Origin of the sequence: Xanthomonas boreopolis, assembly GCF_046529185.1 — a bacterium.
GTDB classification, from domain to species: Bacteria; Pseudomonadota; Gammaproteobacteria; order Xanthomonadales; family Xanthomonadaceae; genus Pseudomonas_S; species Pseudomonas_S boreopolis.
Genome location: NZ_CP097162.1, coordinates 4,073,032 through 4,091,233 on the forward strand (window position 1 = coordinate 4,073,032; position 18,202 = coordinate 4,091,233).

General features: G+C 71.4%; 17 protein-coding genes. 10 read left to right on the forward strand and 7 right to left on the reverse strand.

The annotated features are described in order from the left end of the window. Positions 1 to 133: 133 nt before the first annotated feature. A complete protein-coding gene (locus tag M3M27_RS18305; protein ID WP_140727856.1) occupies positions 134 to 1,006 on the reverse strand; it encodes a tryptophan 2,3-dioxygenase in 873 nt (290 codons plus the stop codon). A gap of 168 nt (positions 1,007 to 1,174) precedes the next feature. Here M3M27_RS18305 and M3M27_RS18310 point away from each other — a divergent pair, with 168 nt between their 5' ends. From M3M27_RS18310 to M3M27_RS18330, 5 genes are all read left to right on the forward strand, one after another. Continuing rightward, the gene (locus tag M3M27_RS18310) at positions 1,175 to 4,747 is read left to right on the forward strand and encodes a Calx-beta domain-containing protein (RefSeq protein ID WP_434026532.1); all 3,573 of its coding nucleotides are present in this window, start codon (positions 1,175 to 1,177) and stop codon (positions 4,745 to 4,747) included. A gap of 584 nt (positions 4,748 to 5,331) precedes the next feature. Continuing rightward, on the forward strand, positions 5,332 to 6,420 hold the full coding sequence (pdhA, locus tag M3M27_RS18315) for a pyruvate dehydrogenase (acetyl-transferring) E1 component subunit alpha (RefSeq protein ID WP_434028044.1): 1,089 nt from the start codon (positions 5,332 to 5,334) through the stop codon (positions 6,418 to 6,420). After that, positions 6,413 to 7,492, forward strand: coding sequence for an alpha-ketoacid dehydrogenase subunit beta (locus tag M3M27_RS18320; RefSeq protein WP_434026533.1), 1,080 nt, complete (start codon positions 6,413 to 6,415; stop codon positions 7,490 to 7,492). The genes pdhA and M3M27_RS18320 overlap by 8 nt, the downstream gene beginning before the upstream one ends. Positions 7,493 to 7,513: 21 nt before the next feature. Next, a complete protein-coding gene (locus M3M27_RS18325; protein ID WP_140727937.1) occupies positions 7,514 to 7,882 on the forward strand; it encodes an SH3 domain-containing protein in 369 nt (122 codons plus the stop codon). Then, a complete protein-coding gene (locus tag M3M27_RS18330) occupies positions 7,879 to 9,369 on the forward strand; it encodes a dihydrolipoamide acetyltransferase family protein (RefSeq protein WP_434026534.1) in 1,491 nt (496 codons plus the stop codon). The genes M3M27_RS18325 and M3M27_RS18330 overlap by 4 nt, the downstream gene beginning before the upstream one ends. 70 nt (positions 9,370 to 9,439) lie before the next feature. Here the strand turns inward: M3M27_RS18330 and M3M27_RS18335 are convergent, their stop codons facing one another. Then, positions 9,440 to 10,756 (reverse strand): aspartyl protease family protein, encoded by a 1,317-nt coding sequence (locus M3M27_RS18335; protein ID WP_434026535.1) that lies wholly within the window; start codon positions 10,754 to 10,756, stop codon positions 9,440 to 9,442. A gap of 72 nt (positions 10,757 to 10,828) precedes the next feature. Between M3M27_RS18335 and M3M27_RS18340 the strand changes: the two genes are divergently transcribed. After that, positions 10,829 to 11,329 carry a hypothetical protein gene (locus M3M27_RS18340; protein WP_434026536.1) on the forward strand — a complete coding sequence of 167 codons (501 nt, stop codon included), beginning with the start codon at positions 10,829 to 10,831 and terminating at the stop codon, positions 11,327 to 11,329. Positions 11,330 to 11,340: 11 nt separating this feature from the next. After that, the gene (locus M3M27_RS18345) at positions 11,341 to 11,580 is read left to right on the forward strand and encodes a helix-turn-helix domain-containing protein (RefSeq protein ID WP_140727883.1); all 240 of its coding nucleotides are present in this window, start codon (positions 11,341 to 11,343) and stop codon (positions 11,578 to 11,580) included. A 60-nt stretch (positions 11,581 to 11,640) separates the two neighbouring features. On the opposite strand, the gene M3M27_RS18350 is transcribed toward M3M27_RS18345, so the two are convergent. Beyond that, complete coding sequence (locus tag M3M27_RS18350; RefSeq protein WP_140727886.1) at positions 11,641 to 13,050, reverse strand: FAD/NAD(P)-binding protein; 1,410 nt, start codon at positions 13,048 to 13,050, stop codon at positions 11,641 to 11,643. Here M3M27_RS18350 and M3M27_RS18355 point away from each other — a divergent pair. Beyond that, positions 13,028 to 13,252, forward strand: a complete 225-nt coding sequence (locus tag M3M27_RS18355) for a hypothetical protein (RefSeq protein WP_434026537.1) — start codon at positions 13,028 to 13,030, stop codon at positions 13,250 to 13,252. The genes M3M27_RS18350 and M3M27_RS18355 overlap by 23 nt on opposite strands. Beyond that, entirely contained in the window at positions 13,249 to 14,007 is a 759-nt protein-coding gene (locus tag M3M27_RS18360) for an SDR family NAD(P)-dependent oxidoreductase (RefSeq protein WP_140727890.1), read from the forward strand. Before M3M27_RS18355 ends, M3M27_RS18360 begins: the two co-directional genes overlap by 4 nt. Before the next feature lie 39 nt (positions 14,008 to 14,046). On the opposite strand, the gene M3M27_RS18365 is transcribed toward M3M27_RS18360, so the two are convergent. Continuing rightward, positions 14,047 to 14,688 (reverse strand): NAD(P)H-binding protein, encoded by a 642-nt coding sequence (locus M3M27_RS18365; protein WP_434026538.1) that lies wholly within the window; start codon positions 14,686 to 14,688, stop codon positions 14,047 to 14,049. A gap of 10 nt (positions 14,689 to 14,698) precedes the next feature. After that, positions 14,699 to 15,319, reverse strand: coding sequence for a glutathione S-transferase family protein (locus tag M3M27_RS18370; protein ID WP_140727894.1), 621 nt, complete (start codon positions 15,317 to 15,319; stop codon positions 14,699 to 14,701). 124 nt (positions 15,320 to 15,443) lie between these two features. On the opposite strand from M3M27_RS18370, the gene M3M27_RS18375 reads away from it, so the two are divergent. After that, positions 15,444 to 15,704: a hypothetical protein gene (locus M3M27_RS18375; RefSeq protein ID WP_140727896.1), complete on the forward strand. Its 261-nt coding sequence runs from the start codon at positions 15,444 to 15,446 to the stop codon at positions 15,702 to 15,704. A 153-nt stretch (positions 15,705 to 15,857) separates the two neighbouring features. Here M3M27_RS18375 and glgX read toward each other — a convergent pair whose 3' ends face one another. Together glgX and M3M27_RS18385 are read right to left on the reverse strand one after the other, a co-directional pair. Next, positions 15,858 to 18,023: a glycogen debranching protein GlgX gene (gene glgX / locus M3M27_RS18380; RefSeq protein WP_434026539.1), complete on the reverse strand. Its 2,166-nt coding sequence runs from the start codon at positions 18,021 to 18,023 to the stop codon at positions 15,858 to 15,860. Position 18,024: 1 nt separating this feature from the next. Further along, on the reverse strand, positions 18,025 to 18,198 hold the full coding sequence (locus M3M27_RS18385; protein WP_140727900.1) for a DUF2934 domain-containing protein: 174 nt from the start codon (positions 18,196 to 18,198) through the stop codon (positions 18,025 to 18,027). Between the last annotated feature and the right edge of the window lie 4 nt (positions 18,199 to 18,202).

Here is an 18,202-nt window from a genome sequence, read left to right on the forward strand (position 1 = left end):
GGGCGACGGGCGAGGATCACCGACCGCGGTCTTCACGTCAAATTGATGTCAATTGAGACGGATGCCGGCGACGTTGGGGGCCTTTACCGGCAAAGCCCCGTCGCGGCTGAAGCCGCTCCCACAAAAGCCGCTCCTACGGGGAAGGCTCCGGCGGCATGCCGATCGAGGTTCTTACCTCGAACAACTCGGGGAAGAACGTCAGCTCCAGCGCCTGCCGCAGGAAGCCCACGCCGCTGGAGCCGCCGGTGCCGCGCTTGAAGCCGATGATGCGCTGCACCGTGCGCATGTGGCGGAACCGCCACAGCTGGAACTGGGTCTCCAGGTCCACCAGGTCCTCGGCCAGCGAGTACTCGCGCCAGTAGCGGTCGGTGTGCTCGTAGATGCGCTCGAACACCGGCCGCAGCGCGGGGTCGGAGACGTGCGCCAGGGTCCAGTCGCGCTGCAGGTGCTGCGGCGGGATCGCATGGCCCCAGCGCGACAGGTAGAGCAGGAACTCGTCGTACAGGCCCGGCGCCTCCAGCACCGAGCGCAGCTTCGCCTGGCCGGCCGGGTCGTGCTCGAACACCCGCAGCATCTGCGCGTTCTTGTTGCCGAGCAGGAACTCGATGTAGCGGTACTGCAGCGACTGGAAGCCCGAGGCCGGCCCGAGCGTGTCGCGGAAGCCCATGTACTCGCTCGGCGTCAGCGTCTCCAGCACTGACCACTGCTCGGTCAGCAGCCGCAGCACCTGCTTGCTGCGCGCCAGCACCTTGCGGCACTGCCACACCTCGTCACGCTGCAGGTGGCCGATCGCCGCGCCCAGTTCGTGGGCGAGCAGCTTCAGCCACAGCTCGGAGGTCTGGTGCTGGATGATGAACAGCATCTCGTCGTGATGCGGCGGGTCGGACAGCGGCTGTTGCGCCGACAGCAGCTGTTCCAGCCGCAGGTAGCCGCCATAGGTCAGGCGGCCTTCCAGGTCGGTGTGGATGCCGGCTTCCAGTTCACGCAGGTTCTTGTCGACGGACATGGCCGGGAGGCAGGGCCGGGTTCGGGGTCGGCAAGGGTAGCGCAACGCGGCCGCTGTCACGAATGCGTCAGGAACCCGACGCACAGTGCACAATCCGGCCGGGAGCGGCAGGGGGGCCGGCTCCGGCAAGGCAGCTTCATCCTTCTCGAGGATTCCTGGGGGAACCACATGCATCACAGACTGCTTCGAGCCGCGGCGCTCGCGTGCGCGCTGGCGTACGCCGGCAGCGGCCAGGCCCAGGTCGTCATCAGCCAGGTGTACGGCGGCGGCGGCAACAGCGGGGCCACCTACAAGAGCGACTTCATCGAGCTGCACAACAACGGCACCAGCGCGGTCGACCTGGCCGGCTGGTCGGTGCAGTACGCCTCGGCCGCCGGCACCAGCTGGCAGGTGACCCGCTTGTCGGGCAGCCTCGCGCCCGGCGCCTACTACCTGGTCAAGCAGGCCGACGGCAGCGGCGGCAGCGTCGACCTGCCCACGCCGGACGCGACCGGCACCATCGCGATGAGCGGCACCGCGGGCAAGGTCGCGCTGAGCCGCTCGTCCACCGCGCTGAGCGGCGCCTGCCCGACCGGCAACGTCGACCTGGTCGGCTTCGGCGGCACCGCCAGCTGCGCCGAAGGCAACGCGCCCACCCCGGCGCCGAGCAATACCCTGGCGGTGCTGCGCGGCAACGGCGGTTGCACCGACAGCGACAACAACGGCGCCGACTTCGCCACCGGCGCACCCACGCCGCGCAACAGCGCCAGCAGCCTGCACCCGTGCGATGGCGACGGCACGCCGGTGCTGACCGTGGCCGATGCCTCGGCCGCCGAGAACGCCGGCTCGCTGGTGCTGCAGGCCGTGCTGAGCCGGCCCGCGGGCAGCGGCGGCGTCCGCGTGGCCTATGCCACCGCGGACGGCACCGCCACCGCGGGCAGCGACTACCAGGCCGCCTCCGGCACGCTGACGATCCCGGAGGGCCAGAGCAGCGCCACGCTGGCGATCGCGCTGGTCGACGACACCCTCGTCGAGGGCAACGAGACCTTCCGCGTCGACTTCAGCGACGCCAGCGGCGCCCGCCTGGGCACCACGCGCGCCACCGCGACGATCGTCGACGACGACTTCGACCGCATTCCGATCCACGCGATCCAGGGCAGCGGCGCCCGCTCGCCGTACGAGAACCAGGTGGTGGCCACCTCGGGCATCGTCACCGCGCGCCGCGGCAGCGGCTTCTTCCTGCAGGCGCCGGACGCCGAGGCCGATGGCGATCCGCTGACCTCCGAGGGCATCTACGTCTACACCGGCAGCGCGCCGCCGGATGCGGCGATGGTCGGCAACCGCGTCACCGTGCAGGGCACGGTGCAGGAATACGTGCCCAGCGCCGATCCGGCGCAGCCGCCGCTGACCGAGATCGGCGGCTCGCCGACCGTGGTGCTGCAGTCCACCGGCAACGCGCTGCCGGCGCCGGTCGCGCTGACCACCACCTTCCCGGACCCGAATGGCGCCTACGACCAGCTCGAACGCCTGGAAGGCATGCGCGTCACCGCCGCCAGCCTGACCGTCAACGCGCCCACCGGCGGCGGCGTCACCGAGTCCAGCGCGACCGCGACCAGCAATGGCGTGTTCCATGCGGTGGTGACCGGCCTGCCGCGCGCCTGGCGCGGCTCGGGCGTGCAGATGCCCGATCCGCTGCCGGCCGGTTCCCCGGCCGGCGTGCCGCGCTGGAACACCAATCCGCAGGTGATCGCGGTCGCCAGCGCCTCGCTCGGCGGCGCGCGCATCGACGTGGCCTCCGGTTGCATCGTCACCGGCGTCACCGGCCCGCTCGACTACAGCTACCGCCGCTACACCATCGCGCCGGAAAGCGCCCCGCAGGTCGATTGCAGCCGCGCCGGTCCGACCCCGGCGCCGCAACCGTCGGCCGACGACGTCAGCGTCGCCACCTACAACATGGAGCGCTTCTTCGACGACCAGAACGACCCGGCGATCGGCGAGCCGGTGCTCAGCAGCACCGCCTACCAGGGCCGCCTCAACAAGGCCTCGCTGGCGATCCGCTACTACCTGCACCTGCCGGACATCCTCGGCACGGTCGAGGTCGAGAACCTGGCGGTGCTGCAGCAGATCGCCGCCAAGGTGAACGCCGACGCGGTCGCCGCCGGCCAGCCCGACCCGCAGTACGCGGCGTACCTGGTCGAGGGCAACGACGTCGGCGGCATCGACGTCGGCTTCCTGGTCAAGCAGGCCGAAGTCGCCGCCGGCCTGGCGCGCGTGGAGGTCAAGGCGGTCAGCCAGCAGGGCAAGGACGTCACCTGGACCGAGCCGAGCGGCACCGTCAGCCTGCTCAACGACCGCCCGCCGCTGGTGCTCGAAGCGGTCGTGCACTTCGCCGACGGCCGCCAGCTGCCGCTGACCGCGATCGTGGTCCACCAGCGCTCGCTCAACGGCGCCGAGACCAACGACGCGGCCGGCCAGCGCGTGCGCGCCAAGCGCCAGGCGCAGGCGGAATGGCTGGCCAACCTGCTGCAGGCCCGCCAGCTCGCCGACCCGGGCGAGAAGGTGCTGGTGATGGGCGACTTCAACGCGTTCGAGTTCAACGACGGCTACGTCGACGCGATGGGCACCGTCACCGGCAAGCCCGCGCCGGACGAGGAGACCGTGGTGGCCGGCGACGGCGCCGACCTGGTCACGCCGGACTACACCGACCTGACCTGGCTCGACACGCCCGACCTCAGCTACTCCTACGCCTACGACGGCAACGTGCAGTCGCTGGACCACATCCTCGCCAACCACGCGCTGATGAACGCGCAGGACGTGGCCACGCTGGTGCTGGGCCATGCCCGCATCAACGCCGACTTCCCGGAGACCGCGCGCAACGACTTCGCCGCGCCGACCCGGCTGTCCGACCACGACCCGGCCCTGGTCCTGCTCCGGCTCAAGCCGGTGCAGCGCGCGGACCTGGGCGTGGCGGTGAGCGCGGCCAACGATCCGGTCTACGCCGGCGACGCGGTGTTGTTCACCGTGGATGTCGCCAACCGCGGGCCGGAGGCGGCCGAGACGGTGGCGGTGGCGTTCGCGATCGATGCGCAGGTCGCGCCGGCCGTGACCGCCGCGCCGGGCTGGAGCTGCCAGGCCGCGCAGCCGGAAGGCGCCAACACCAGCGTCACCTGCACCATCGCCCGCTTCGCCAGCGGCGCCGCGCAGTCGTTCGCCATCAGCGTGCCGAGCGAGGCGACGATGGCCGGCCGCGCGCTGACCCTGGCCGCCTCGCTGCGCTCGCAGACCCAGGACCCGCAGCCGGACGACAACGAGCACCAGGCCACGGTCACGCTGCAGGCGCGCCCGGCCGGCAACCTCGCGGTCGCGATCCAGGGCCCGGCCACGCTGCCGATCAATGCGGTCAGCGCGCAGTACGCGATCACCGTGGCCAATCGCGGCACCGCGCCCGCGCGCGGCGTCGGCCTGGACGTGGAAGGCGACACGCTGTCGCTGCTGTCGAGCCTGGCCGCGCCGCGCGGCTGGACCTGCCAGAAGCAGCTGCAGGGCGGGCCGCGCTCGGCACGCTTCCAGTGCGTGGCCGCGCGCGACGTGGCGGTGGGCGCTTCCGTCTCGTTCGCCCTGGTCACGCCGATCGTGCCGCCGCCGGCCGACGGCGTGGTGACGATCCGGGCGAGCGCGCATTCCCGCTCGGCCGATGCCGACCCGAGCGACGATGCGGCGAGCTGGAGCACGCGGATCCAGCGTCCCGGCCGCGGCCGCTGAGCGAGCGGCGTGGGTCCGAAGGGGCGCGGCGCGAGCCGCGCCCCTTTTCTTTGGGCGTTTGCCCTGCGCCTTGTCGACGGCGTATTCCGCGGGAGGGACTTCGTTCCCGACGAGGCGTCACCGGCACGGCCTCGTCGGGACTGGAGTCCCTCCCACAAGGGCATCGCCAGCTGGTCCGGCCCGCAGGGGATGGTGCGAAGGCCCGCGGCGCATGCCAGCTCTTTGCAAGACTCCCCTGCTCGATACCTGACCATCCGAGGGTGGGAGTGCACGATGGGAGTGCATTTTTGGGACTTCAGTCCCGACGGAGCCTTACCGGTCACCCTGCCGGGTTGGAGCCCTCTCGCGACCCGTGCCCTGCCCGCCAGCACCAATGTGCCGGGCATGGCGTATCGTGCCTCCGAACGCCGCAGCGCAGCACGGCGCAACTGCCTGCGCCGCCGGGATCGCGCGCGCGAAACCGGCCCATTCATGGTGCACGCCAGCATGAAAACGTGCTGCAGCGCAGGACGGGTTCCCGCTACGAGTTCCTTAACATGGCACTTCATATCATCTGAAACTTCTTGATGAAGGTGCCGTACGCAATGACCGTTGCCGCGCAGTTCGAGATCGAGTTTCTCCAGTACCTGGACGCGGACGGCAGGCCGCTCCGCGACGACCTCCCCGCCGATGCCGCCAACCCGCGCCGGCTGGTGGAGCTGTTCAAGCGGATGCTGTACGTGCGCACCTTCGACAGCAAGGCGATCGCCCTGCAGCGCACCGGCAAGCTCGGCACCTATGCCGCCTGCCTGGGCCACGAGGCCTCGCACGTCGGCATCGGCGCGTCGATGAAGGACGGCGACGTGTTCGCGCCGAGCTACCGCGAATACGGCGCGCTGTTCGAACGCGGCGTGCGCCCGCGCGACGTGCTGTTGTACTGGGGTGGCGACGAGCGCGGCAACGACTTCCCGCACGACACCCCGGCCGGCATCGACTTCCCGTTCTGCGTGCCGATCTCCACCCAGTGCCTGCACGCGGCCGGTGCCGCGCTGGCGTTCAAGCTGCAGAACAAGCCGCAGGTCGCGGTGGCGGTATGCGGCGACGGCGGCAGCTCCAAGACCGATTTCTACGCCGCGCTCAATTCCGCCGGCGCCTACAAGCTGCCGCTGATCCTGTGCGTGGTGAACAACGGCTGGGCCATCTCGGTGCCGCGTTCGGCGCAGACCGGCGCGCAGACGCTGGCGCAGAAGGGCATCGCCGGCGGCCTGCACTGCCTGCAGGTGGACGGCAACGACATGATCGCGGTGCTGGAAGCGATGCGGCAGGCGCGCGAGCGGGCGCTGGCCGGCGAAGGCGGCACCGTCATCGAGTTCCTCACCTACCGCCTGTCCGACCATACCACCGCCGACGACGCGCGCCGCTACCGCGACGACGCCGAGGTCAAGGCGGCCTGGGCGCGCGAGCCGATGCACCGCCTGCGCAACTACCTCGTCGCCCAGGGCGCCTGGGACCAGGCGCAGGAAGACGCGTGGAAGGCCGATTGCGCCGCGCGCGTGGACGAAGAGGTCAATGCCTATCTCGCCACGCCGGTGCAGCCGGTCGAGGCGATGTTCGACTACCTGTATGCCGATCCGCCGCCGGAGCTGTTGTCCCAGCGCGCCGCGGCCCTCGCACTGGAGCAACGCCATGGATGATCTGAAGCAGCGTCCGAACGACAGCCACGCCCCGCACGACGCAGGCACTTTCGACAGCGCCGCCGGTGCGCGGGGAGAGACCCAGATGACCACGACCCCCATCACCCTCATCGAAGCGATCACCCAGGCGCTGGCCTGGGAACTGGAACACGACCCGTCGGTGCTGGTGCTCGGCGAGGACGTCGGCGTCAACGGCGGCGTGTTCCGCGCCACCGCCGGCTTGCAGCAGCGCTTCGGCGCGCAGCGCGTGCTGGATACCCCGCTCGACGAGACCACCATCGCCGGCCTGAGCGTCGGCCTGGCCGCGCAGGGCATGAAGCCGGTGGCCGAATCGCAGTTCGACGGCTTCGTCTACCCGATGCTCGACCACCTGATCAACCACGCCGCGCGCCTGCGCAACCGCACCCGCGGGCGCCTGCATTGCCCGATGGTGCTGCGCGTGCCGTGGGGCGGCGGCATCCGCGCGCCGGAGCACCACAGCGAGGCCAACGAGGCGCTGTTCACCAACGTGCCGGGCCTGCGCGTGGTGATGCCGTCCTCGCCGCAGCGCGCCTACGGCCTGCTGCTGGCGGCGATCCGCGACCCGGATCCGGTGATCTACTTCGAACCCAAGCGCATCTACCGCCAGTACAAGGAAGTGGTCGCCGACGACGGCGAGGCGCTGCCGCTGGACGTGTGCTTCGTGCTGCGCGACGGCACCGACGTGACCCTGGTGGCCTGGGGCGCGCAGGTGAAGGAAGCGCTGGAAGCGGCCGACAAGCTGGCCGGCGAAGGCATCAGCGCCGAGGTGATCGACGTGGCCACGCTGCGCCCGCTGGACTTCGACACCATCGCCGAATCGGTGGCCAAGACCGGCCGCTGCGTGATCGTGCAGGAAGCCCCGCGCACCGCCGGCTTCGGCGCCGAGATCGCCGCGCGCCTGGCCGAGCGGTCGATGTACGACCTGCTCGCCCCGGTCGAGCGCGTCACCGGCTACGACACCCACATCCCCCTGTTCCGGCTGGAGATGAAGTACCTGCCGAGCGTGGAACGCATCGCCGCCGCCGCGAGGCGGGCCGTGGCCGCGGGATAGCGCGTGGCACGCTCCGACATGCTGCGCGCCCGACTGCTCTGCGACTACCGCACGTCCTATCCCAATCCGATCCGCTTCGACGCCGGCCAGGTGGTCGAAGTGGGCGTGCGCGACGAGGAATGGCCGGCGTTCGCCTGGGTGCGCCTGGACGGCGGCAACGCCGGCTGGGCGCCGCATGCCTGGCTGCGCCCGCTCGGCGACGGCCGCGCCGAGGCGTTGCGCGACTACGATGCGCGCGAGCTCGACGCCGACCGTGGCGACACCGTGCTGCTGCATCACGAACACGGCGGCTGGTGGTGGTCCGAACGCGCCGACGGCGCGTTGGGCTGGCTGCCGGAAGCCGACCTGGAACTGCTCGAAGAACCTCTGCTGGAATGCGAAACACCATGAGCGAGACCAAGAATTTCAACCTGCCCGACCTCGGCGAAGGCCTGCCCGACGCCACCATCGTCGAATGGTTCGTCAAGGAGGGCGACACGATCCGGCTCGACGAGCCGCTGGTGTCGATGGAGACCGCCAAGGCGGTGGTGGAAGTGCCCTCGCCGGTTTCCGGCAAGGTCGTCAAGCTGGCCGGCGCGGCCGGCGACGTGGTCGTCACCGGCGCGATGCTGGCGCAGTTCGAGATCGACCCGAACCTGCCGCAGCGCGCCGAGGGCCAGGACACCGGGCACCACCATGGCGGCGCCTCCGCCACGCACCAGGACCCTGCGGGAGGGGCTTCAGCCCCGACGGCGCCTTCCCGGGAAAGCACCGGCGCCGAGACGGAAGCGGCCGACGCCGGCACCGTGGTCGGCGCGATGCAGAGCTCCAACGCGGTGCATGCCGAACAGGCGGTCGCGGTCGGCGGGATCAAGGCGATGCCGGCGGTACGCGCGATGGCCAGGAAGCTCGGCGTCGACCTGGCGCGCGTGCGCGCCAGCGGTGCCGACGGCACGGTGACGATGGCGGACGTGAAGCAGGCGGCAAATGGCGGTGCCTTGCTCCCCTCGCCCTCCGGGGCGACGGCGCATGGCTCGCGCGCCACTGGCGCGCATGCGTCGGAGCGCTCGCGCGACGAGCGCGAGCCGGGGCGCGGAGCGGGGGTCGGGGGTGAGGGTGCGGCTGCCCGTATCGCCCCCGTGTCCACCGAACCCTCGCCCCAACCCCTCTCCCGGGGGGAGAGGGGCTTGGAAGCGCAGCGCCCGCCCCTGTCCGCCTCCGGCAAGCCGATGCGCACCCAGCCGCCGGGCGTGGCCGCCAAGGGCCAGCCCGAACCGCTCAAGGGCGTGCGCCGCAACATGGCGCGAGTGATGGCCGATGCGCACAGCAAGGTCGTGCCGACCACGCTCAACGACGATGCCGACGTACACGCCTGGCTGCCGGGCAACGACGTCACCGTGCGCCTGGTGCGCGCGATCGTCTCCGCCTGCCAGGCGGTGCCGGCGCTCAATGCCTGGTTCGACGGCGAGACCCTGACCCGTACCCTGCACGGTCATGTCGACGTCGGCATCGCCGTGGACACCGACGACGGCCTGTTCGTGCCGGCGCTGCGCAATGCAGACATGCTCGACGCGCGCGGCATCCGCGAGGGCGTCAACCGCCTGCGCGAGCAGGTCGGCAACCGCAGCATCCCCGCCTCGGAGCTGACCGGCTACACGATCTCGCTGAGCAACTTCGGCATGTTCGCCGGCCGCTATGCGACGCCGGTGGTGGTGCCGCCCTGCGTGGCGATCGTCGCGGCCGGCCGCGCCCGCCACCAGCTGGTGCCGGTGATGGGCGGGATCGAGACGCACAAGGTGATCCCGCTGTCGCTGACCTTCGATCATCGCGCCTGCACCGGCGGCGAAGCGGCGCGCTTCCTGCGCGCCTTGATCGACGATCTCGCGCTGGCACAGTAACGGCCGATTCCTCGTCGGCAGGGCCCGGGCATCGCGCGATGCCCGGGCCCTTTTTCATCGCGGGCGCGGTTCAGCGCGCCGGCGCGGCCAACGGCTCGCCCAGCTCGAACCGCATGCTGCGGAAATCCAGCGTCCAGCTGTCGAACGCGTTGAGCATGTCGCCGCCCAGCACGCCCTGGCTGCGCGCCTGCACGTCGGTGGAATCGCGCAGCGCGACCGGCAGCGAGCCCAGGCGGTGGCGGCGCCCGCCGACGGCGACCTCGACGTCCTTCCATTGCGCGACTTCCTGCTCGGTGGCACCGCCGGCGCCGGCAAGCCGCTGGCGGCTGCGCGGCAGCGGCCGCACCAGCTCCGGGTGCAGCGCGGCGAAGCGCGCCGACAACGACGAGCCGTTGCCGCCACTGTCCAGGTGCAGCGGCACGGCGATGCCGCCGACGCCCGCCTCCACGAACAGATCGCTGCCGGCCAGCGCCAGCGGGCTCCCGGCCACGGGGCCGGCGTGCTCGCCCCCCGCGCTCAGCACGCCGTCGTGGCCGAAGCGCACGCGCTGCATCGCGCGGAACACCGGGAAGCCGACGATCGCGTCGATGCGATAGCCGCCCGGGACCGGCATCTCCAGCTGTGCGTCCTCCAGCACCAGGAAGACCACGTGCTCGAGCACGAGCCCGGCCAGTTCCAGGCGATCGGCCACCGCCACGCGGGTCGCGATCGAGCTGCGGCTCGACGTCCCCACGCGGGCCTGGCCGAGTTCGCGCAATCCCAGCCGGGCCGCGGTCGAGGCCGACACCACCGACAGGTTGGCGCCGGTATCGAGCACGGCCTCCTGCGCATGGCCGTTGATCGCGACCTGGGCGCGCGGCAGGCCCACCTTGTCGCGCGCGAATCGCGCCTGGCCGGGCTCGAACGCCACCACCCGCTGCGCAGGCGCCGCGGCGAGGCTGCCCGCCAGGCCGGCCAGCGTACTCGCCCCCTCGATCTGCGCCGCGCCGCCATCGCAGCGCCGCAGCAGGGCCAGGCGCGCGCGCCCGGCTTCGGCGGCACGGGCGTACGACCCGGCGGCGAATGCGGCATCGGCGATGACGCCTTGCGCCAGCGCCGCGTCGCATCCCTCGCCGTCGCGGCGCAGGAAATCCTCGGCCAGGGCGATGGCATGGCGCTCGTCCAACCGTGCGGCGGCCAAGCGGGCCTGCGCCAGGGACTGCCAGCGCGGCTCCAGGGAGGGCGCGGAGGCGGCCAGCGCGGCCACATCGCCGTCCGCGGCCTGCTGCAGGAGGGTGCGCGCTCGTGCGTCCGCGTCCGCCGGCGGAATCGCCCAGGCGGCGCAGGTCATCGCTACCAGCATCGCGAACAGGCCGGCACGGACCGGCCGGATGGTACGAGAGGACATATAGGGGTATCCTGATTCAAGACAATTGCTTTCTGTAAAACAGAAATTAATATGCAAAATACGAAAAAGTCAATGCAGCTCATCCGGGCCGCGCGCCGGCTGCGCTGGGCGGTCTGGCTGGGCGTGGTCCTGGCGCCGCTGCTGACGCTGTCCGGCGTGATCGGAGCCTGGCAGGGCGGGGCCGGCTGGGGTGGCGCGACGCTCCATCCGGGCAACCTGAGCCTGGGCTGGGCCACCGCGCTGGCGATCGCGCAGGGCGGCCTGGTGGCAGGCGCGCTCCACCAGTTGGCCGTGCTGCTGGGCCAGGTGGCGCCCGGCCAGGTGTTCCCGCCCCAGGCGGCGCGCCGCTTCGGCCGCTTCGCGGCGCTGCTGTTGTGCGCCGTGCTGGTGCACGGGGTGCTGTCGGCGCTGCTGGAGGGCTGGTCGGCCTATGCGCGCGACGGTGGCCGGCTGGTGCTGGACATCGATGCCGCCGACCTGCTCGCGTTGCTGGTGGCGGCGGTGTTGTGGCTGGTGGCGCGCTTCTTCGCCGAGGCCTCGCGCCTCGAAGAAGACCAGCGCTCGATCGTCTGAGGCGCGCGGGCATGGCCATCGTCGTGCGCCTGGACGTGATGCTCGCGCTGCGCAAGGTCCGTTCGCGCGAGCTCGCCCAGCACGTGGGCATCACCGAGTCGAACCTGTCGCTGCTCAAGTCCGGGCGCGTGCGCGGCATCCGCTTCGAGACGCTCTCGAAGATCTGCGAATACCTGCAATGCCAGCCCGGCGACCTGCTGGTCTACGAGCCGGGCGACGATCCGCCCGGCGACTCCGCCGGCGAGGATTGACCCGGGGCCCGTCGACGCGACGCGCCCCCGGCTACCCCCTCGCGCCGGCAGGCCCTGGGCTCAGCCCACCACGCGCACGGGCGCATGCACTTCGCGCCGGTTCGCCGCCCCGCCGGCATCCTCGAGCAGGTGCCGGACCAAGCCGCGCGCCGCGACGCGCAACTCCGGCACCGCCGTGATCTCCCACAACGCGCCGCGCAGCAGCGGGCCGACGCAGTACAGTCCTTTCACCGGCGCGCCCGCGGCGTCCAGCACGTGCAGCGACGGGTCCACCTCCAAGCCGAGGCCGAGCGGATCGGGCCGCACCAACCCGCCCTCGCGCAGGCTCGAGACCAGCGGATCGCTGGTGCGATCGACGTCGGTATCCAGGCCGGTGGCGCGGATCAGCACGTCGTAGCGCTCGGCCACGGCCTGCTCGCGGCCGCGCTCGCGCAGCACCGCTTCCAGCCCGTCCTCGACCAGCCGGGCGCGCAGCAGGCGCGCCGCGCGGATCTGCAGCCGGCCCAGCTTCTGCAGGATCTGCAGCCGCGCGTACGCTTCCGGCGCGACGCGGTGCCGCGCGACCTCCCAGTACGGCCGCAGATGGCGCAGGAAACGCGCCCGTTCCGGCTGCCCCAGCCCGCGCCAGAACGGTTGCAGGTACGGGCGCAACGCATCGATCACGCGGCGCCAGTCGTCCAGCACCGCCATCAGCTGGCGCACCCCGCGCAGCACGCCGGCCAGGTCGTGCTCGCGCAGCGCGCGCAGCACGTTCGGCGGCAGCTCCAGCGACGGCGCCGGCAGCGCGGTATGCGGTTGCGGCGCCAGTCCCCGCCGCGAGATCGCCGTGATGGTGCCGCGGTGCCCGCGCGCCGCCAGCGTCGCGGCCACGTCCACCATGGTCAGGCCCGCCCCGACCACGAGGATGCGCGCGTCCGGCGCGATCGCCTCCAGCACCGGCCCCTGCCACGGCCAGCCGATGTAGCGCGGATGCACGCCGAGGCGCGGGCCGATGCCGGGCAGCGATTGCGGCGGCAGCGCGCCGAGCGCGAGCACCACCACGTCGCTGCGAAGGCCCTCGCCGCTGGCGAGGAAGATCCGGAAGCCGCCGCCCGGCGCCCGCTCGATCGCCACGGCCTCCTCGCCGATGCGCTCGACCTCGAACGGCGCCTGCTCCACCGCGGTTTCCAGGTGCGAGCGCAGGTAGTCGCCATAGGCCAGGCGCGGCAGGAACTCCAGGCGCCCGCCCTCGCCCAGCTTCAGGAAATCGGAGAATCCGCCGGGCTCGTCCGGATCGATGCCCAGGTCCTTGGCGCGGACGTTGAGCAGGTGCTCGGGCCGCGCGGCGCCGTAGGCCACGCCGCTGCCGAAGGTATCGGCCACGCCGACCAGGCTGACGCGGATGCGCGCGCCCTGCGCCTGGCGAGCCAGCTCGCGGACCAGCGCGGTGCCGCAGAAGCCTGCGCCGATGATCGTGACATGGGTGGTCATGCGTATTCCCCGTCGTTGGACCGGCGGACGTTTTCGCCCGATGCCCAAGGCGATGTGTAAAGCACGGGTTAATGCCCGGCTGGCGATCGATCATGAGCTTATGCCGCATGGCGATGAGCCTGCCGCGGCAAGGCCCGCCCGCGCGCGGATCGCGCCGGCGGCGATAATGGCATTTGGCTATCTGGACCGAGGTACTGCATGAATCCAGCTTCCCTGCACGGACTGCGCGCGCTCGTCGCCGGCGGCAGCCGCGGCATCGGGTTCGCCATCGCCGATGCGCTCGCCGATGCCGGCGCGGCGGTATCGATCTGCGCGCGCGACCGCCAGGCGCTCGGCACCGCCGGCGAGCGCCTGCTGCGCCACGGCCGGCAGGTGCACTGGCATGCTTGCGACCTCGCCGACGACGCCCAGGTCCAGGCCTGGATCGCCGCGGCGGCCGACGCGCTCGGCGGCATCGATGCGGTGGTGAACAACGCATCCGGCTACGGCAACGGCAGCGACGACGCGAGCTGGCGCGCCGGATTCGAGGTGGACCTGATGGCCGCGGTGCGCGTCAACCGCGCGGCGCTGCCGCACCTGCGCCGGGGCCATGCCGCGGCGATCCTCAACATCAGCTCGATCAACGGCTCGCGCCCCACGCCGCGCGCGACGGCCTATTCCACCGCGAAGGCGGCGCTGAACTACTACACGGTCACGCTGGCGGCCGAGCTGGCGCGCGAACGCATCCGGGTCAACGCGATCGCGCCCGGCTCGATCGAATTTCCCGGCGGGCTGTGGGACCGCCGCCGCGAGCAGGAGCCGGAGCTGTACGCGCGCATCCGCGCCAGCATCCCGTTCGGCAGCTTCGGCGCGGTCGAGGACGTGGCCGATGCCGCGCGCTTCCTGCTGTCGCCGCAGGCGCGCTGGATCACCGGCCAGGTGCTGGCGGTCGACGGCGGCCAGTCGCTCGGCGCATAGGACGAGCAGCCGCGGGAGACGGCACCGGAGCGTGCGCGCTCAGGCCAGCGCAGCCGATCCGATCACCTCGACGCCGGGCCTGGGGGCCAACGCGGCCGCGACCATGGCCGCGGCGATGCGCGGCGCGGGATTGATCCGCCATGCGCGCGGCAGCAGCGGTCCCAGCGCGCCCAGCACGAGGCCCGACACGCGCTCCAGCGTCCTGGGCCGCTCGCGCTCGCCGCCGATCAATCCCGGCCGCACCAACGTCAGCGAATCGAAGCCGAGCGCGCGCAGGTCGCGCTCCAGTTCGCCCTTCACCCGGTTGTAGAAGAACCTCGAGCCCGGATCGGCGCCCATCGCGGAGTTCAGCACGAAGACCGGCACGCCCGCTTCGCGCAGGGCCTGCGCCAGCCACAGGGGATAGTCGTGGTCGATGCGGAAGAACGCCTCGCGCGAACCGGCCTGCTTCATCGTGCTGCCCAACGCGCAGATCGCCGCGTCCGCCTGCCAGTCGCGCGCCGCCGTGCGTACCCGCTCGAAGTCGATCACCGGATTGCGCAGCTTCGCCGCCAGCGGCGGCGGCAGCGCACGGCGGGTCGGCGCGATCACCTCGGCCACCCGCTCGTCGGCCAGCAATCGCGCCAGGACATGGCCGCCGACCAATCCGGTGGCTCCCGCCAGCACGATCCGCTTCGCCACCGGTGCGATCTCAGGTCAGCGGGGTCATCACGCCGGCCCGGTAGGCCGGCCGCTGCACGAGCCGTTCGTACCAGGCCTGCAGGTGCGGCAACTCGGGACGCTCGATCGGCATCCCGAACCAGGCATAGGCGAATGCTCCCAACGGGATGTCGCCCATGGCGAAGCGCTCGCCCGACAGCCACGGCTGCCTGGACAACGCGGCATCGGCGCGGGCGAGCAACTGGCCCGAACGCTCCAGCGCCGCGGCGATCGCGGCCGCGTCCCGCTGCTCCGGCGCGGTGCGCAACACGCCCCAGAACAGGTCGCGGAACGCCGGCGCGAAGCTCGAGGTGGTCCAGTCCATCCACTTCTCGCCGATCGCGCGTTCGGCCGGATCGGAGGGGTACAGCACGTCGAGCGCGTAGCGCGCGCAGAGATAGCGCACGATGGTGTTGGACTCCCACAGCGGCAGGCCGTGGTCCTCGATCACCGGCACCAGGCCGTTGGGATTCATCGCGCGGTAAGCGGGCTCGTCGGTGCCGCCGTATGCGCCGCCGACCTGAACCGATTCGTACGGCAGGCCGATTTCCTCCGCGCACCACAACACCTTGCGCACGTTGCTGGAATTGTGACGTCCCCAGATCTTGAGCATCGTTTCGCCTCCAAATGCCGGATTCTAGACGCAGAAAGGCGCCGCGCGGACCATGTTCCATGCTGTCTGGCGCCTGACTTCGGCGGCCGCCCGCTCACATGCCCTCAAGGAAACGGCATCGAGAATGGCATCACCGATCCAGCAGGAAACGTTGATGGCCCGCGAGAGCCGCTACGAAATCGAGACCTATCTGCTGCACGACATCCGCGTGCGCGCGCACCGCGAACGCGCCGGGGATGCATGGCGCGTGCGCGTCGACGTGCGCCGTCCCAATGGCGAGCATTGCCGCCGCATCGAGGACGACACGCCATGGCCGCAAGCCGAACAGGCCGTACTGGAAGGCTTCCGCCTCGGCCGGACCCTGGTGAACAACGGCGAATGCTGAGCATCCGCACCGCGGCCGCCGCCTGAGCGGAACGGACGCGTACGCGTTCCGCGCCGGGTGCCACCGTACCCATCGCATCGACAAGCAAGAACGACGCTGCTGGAGCCCCTGCGTCCTGGATCCGAAGAGCCAGCCGCTTCCGTGGCGGAACGCCTAGCTTCCACTGCGGCTCGACACCACCTTCGCCGTGCTCGCGATGCGGTCGCGCTCCACCGCCAGCAGCACCAGCGCGCGCGACGCCACCGTCAACACGCTGCCGCCGGCCACCGCGCGCCCTCCGTGACGCGCGGTATCGACGAGCACCTTCCAGTGCTCGTCGTGCATCGCCGGCAGCGTGAAAGACAGTTCCTCCTCCGACGCGTTCAACAGCATCAGCAAGGTCACGTTGGCGGCGATCTGGCGCAGCCCGCTGGCCGGGGCGCGGCCGTCCAGGCGCACCATCAGCGCGCGCTGCTCGCCATTGCGCCAGTCCGCGTTCCGCATCTCCTCGCCATCCGGGCGCAGCCAGGTGACGTCCTTCAATCCGAGCGCCTCATCGTACTCGCCGTCGAAGAAGCGCGAGCGGTGCAGCAGCGGATAGCGCCGCCGCAGCGCCAGCAACCGGCGCACGAATCCCGACAGGTCCGAGGCCGGCGGCCGCGCGGCGGCCTCCCAGTCGATCCAGGTCAGCTCGTTGTCCTGGCAATAGGCGTTGTTGTTGCCGGCCTGGCTGTGGCCGAACTCGTCGCCGGCCAGCAGCATCGGCGTGCCCTGCGAGAACAGCAACGTCGCCAGCAGGTTGCGCATCTGGCGGCGGCGCAGGGCGTTGATGGCGACGTCGTCGGTCTCGCCCTCCACGCCGTGGTTGCAGGACAGGTTGTGGTTGTGGCCGTCGCGGCCGTCCTCGCCGTTGGCTTCGTTGTGCTTCTGTTCGTAGGTGACCAGGTCGTGCAGGGTGAAGCCATCGTGCGCGGTGATGAAGTTCACCGACGCGGTCGGCCGGCGGCCGCGGTGGTCGAACAGGTCGGCCGAACCGGTCAGGCGCGTGGCCAGCTCGGCCAGCGTGCCCCGGTCGCCGCGCCAGAACGCGCGCACGTTGTCGCGGAACTTGTCGTTCCACTCGGCCCAGCCGGGCGGGAAGTTGCCGACCTGGTAGCCGCCCGGGCCGATGTCCCACGGTTCGGCGATCAGCTTGACCTGGTTGAGGACCGGGTCCTGGCGCACGGCGTCGAGGAAGCTGCCGGACGGATCGAAGCCGTAGCGCTCTCGGCCGAGGATCGTCGCCAGGTCGAAGCGGAAGCCGTCCACGTGCATTTCCTGCACCCAGTAGCGCAGCGAGTCCAGGACCATGCGCAGCGCGCCGGCGTTGGTCAGGTCGAAGGTGTTGCCGGTGCCGGTGTCGTTGATGTAGAAGCGCCGCTCGTCGGCCAGGCGGTAGTAGCTGGCGTTGTCGATGCCGCGGAACGACAGCGTCGGGCCGAGTTCGTTGCCCTCGGCAGTATGGTTGTAGACCACGTCGAGGATCAGCTCCAGCCCGGCCGCATGCAGGCGCGCGACCATTTCCTTGAACTCGGCGACGGTGTGGGTGGAGAGATAGCGCGGCTGCGGCGCGAAGAACCCGATCGTGTTGTAGCCCCAGTAGTTGCGCAGGCCTCTTTCCAGCAGCGGCTGGTCGTCGACGAAGGCATGCACCGGCAGCAGTTCGAGCGCGGTGACGCCGAGCTCGCGCAGGTGGCCGACCAGCGCCTCGTGCTTGAGCGCGGAGAACGTGCCGCGCTGGTCCTGCCCGATCTCCGGGTGGCGCATGCTCAGGCCCCGCACGTGCGCCTCGTAGATCACCGTGTGGTTCCACGGCGTGCGCGGCGCGCGGTCGGCGCCCCAGGTGAACGCAGGATCGACCACCACGCTGCGCGGGACGAACGGCGCGCTGTCGCGGCGGTCGAAGCTCAGGTCCTTGTCCTTGTGCCCGAGCGTGTAGCCGAACACCTGCGGCGCCCATTTCAGGTGGCCGACGATCTGCTTGGCGTACGGATCGAGCAGCAGCTTGTTGGGGTTGAAGCGATGGCCGGCATCCGGCACGTAGGGGCCGTGCACGCGATAGCCGTACCGCAGGCCCGGGCGCGCTTCCGGCAGGTAGCCGTGCCAGACCTCGTCGGTGTACTCGGGCAGCACGATGCGCTCGGTCTCGCGGCCGCGCACGTCGAACAGGCACAGCTCCACCTTGGTGGCGTTCACCGAGTACAACGCGAAGTTGACGCCCAACCCGTCCCAGGTCGCACCGAGCGGGAACGGCCGGCCTTCGCGGATGCGCGAGCGCTGGCCCAGCTTGCGCGGCGGCATCTCAGCGCTCTCCCGGCGGCGGCGCGGCGTCCTGCTCGGCCGCGCGGATCTCCGCGTCCACCAACCGCTCGGCCATCGCCCAATGCCGCAGCTCCTGGCCGTCCGGGCGGCCCTCGGCCTCCCATATTTCGCGCGCGAGCTGCTGGATGCGTCGCTTCCGTTGTTCTGCGTCCATCGGT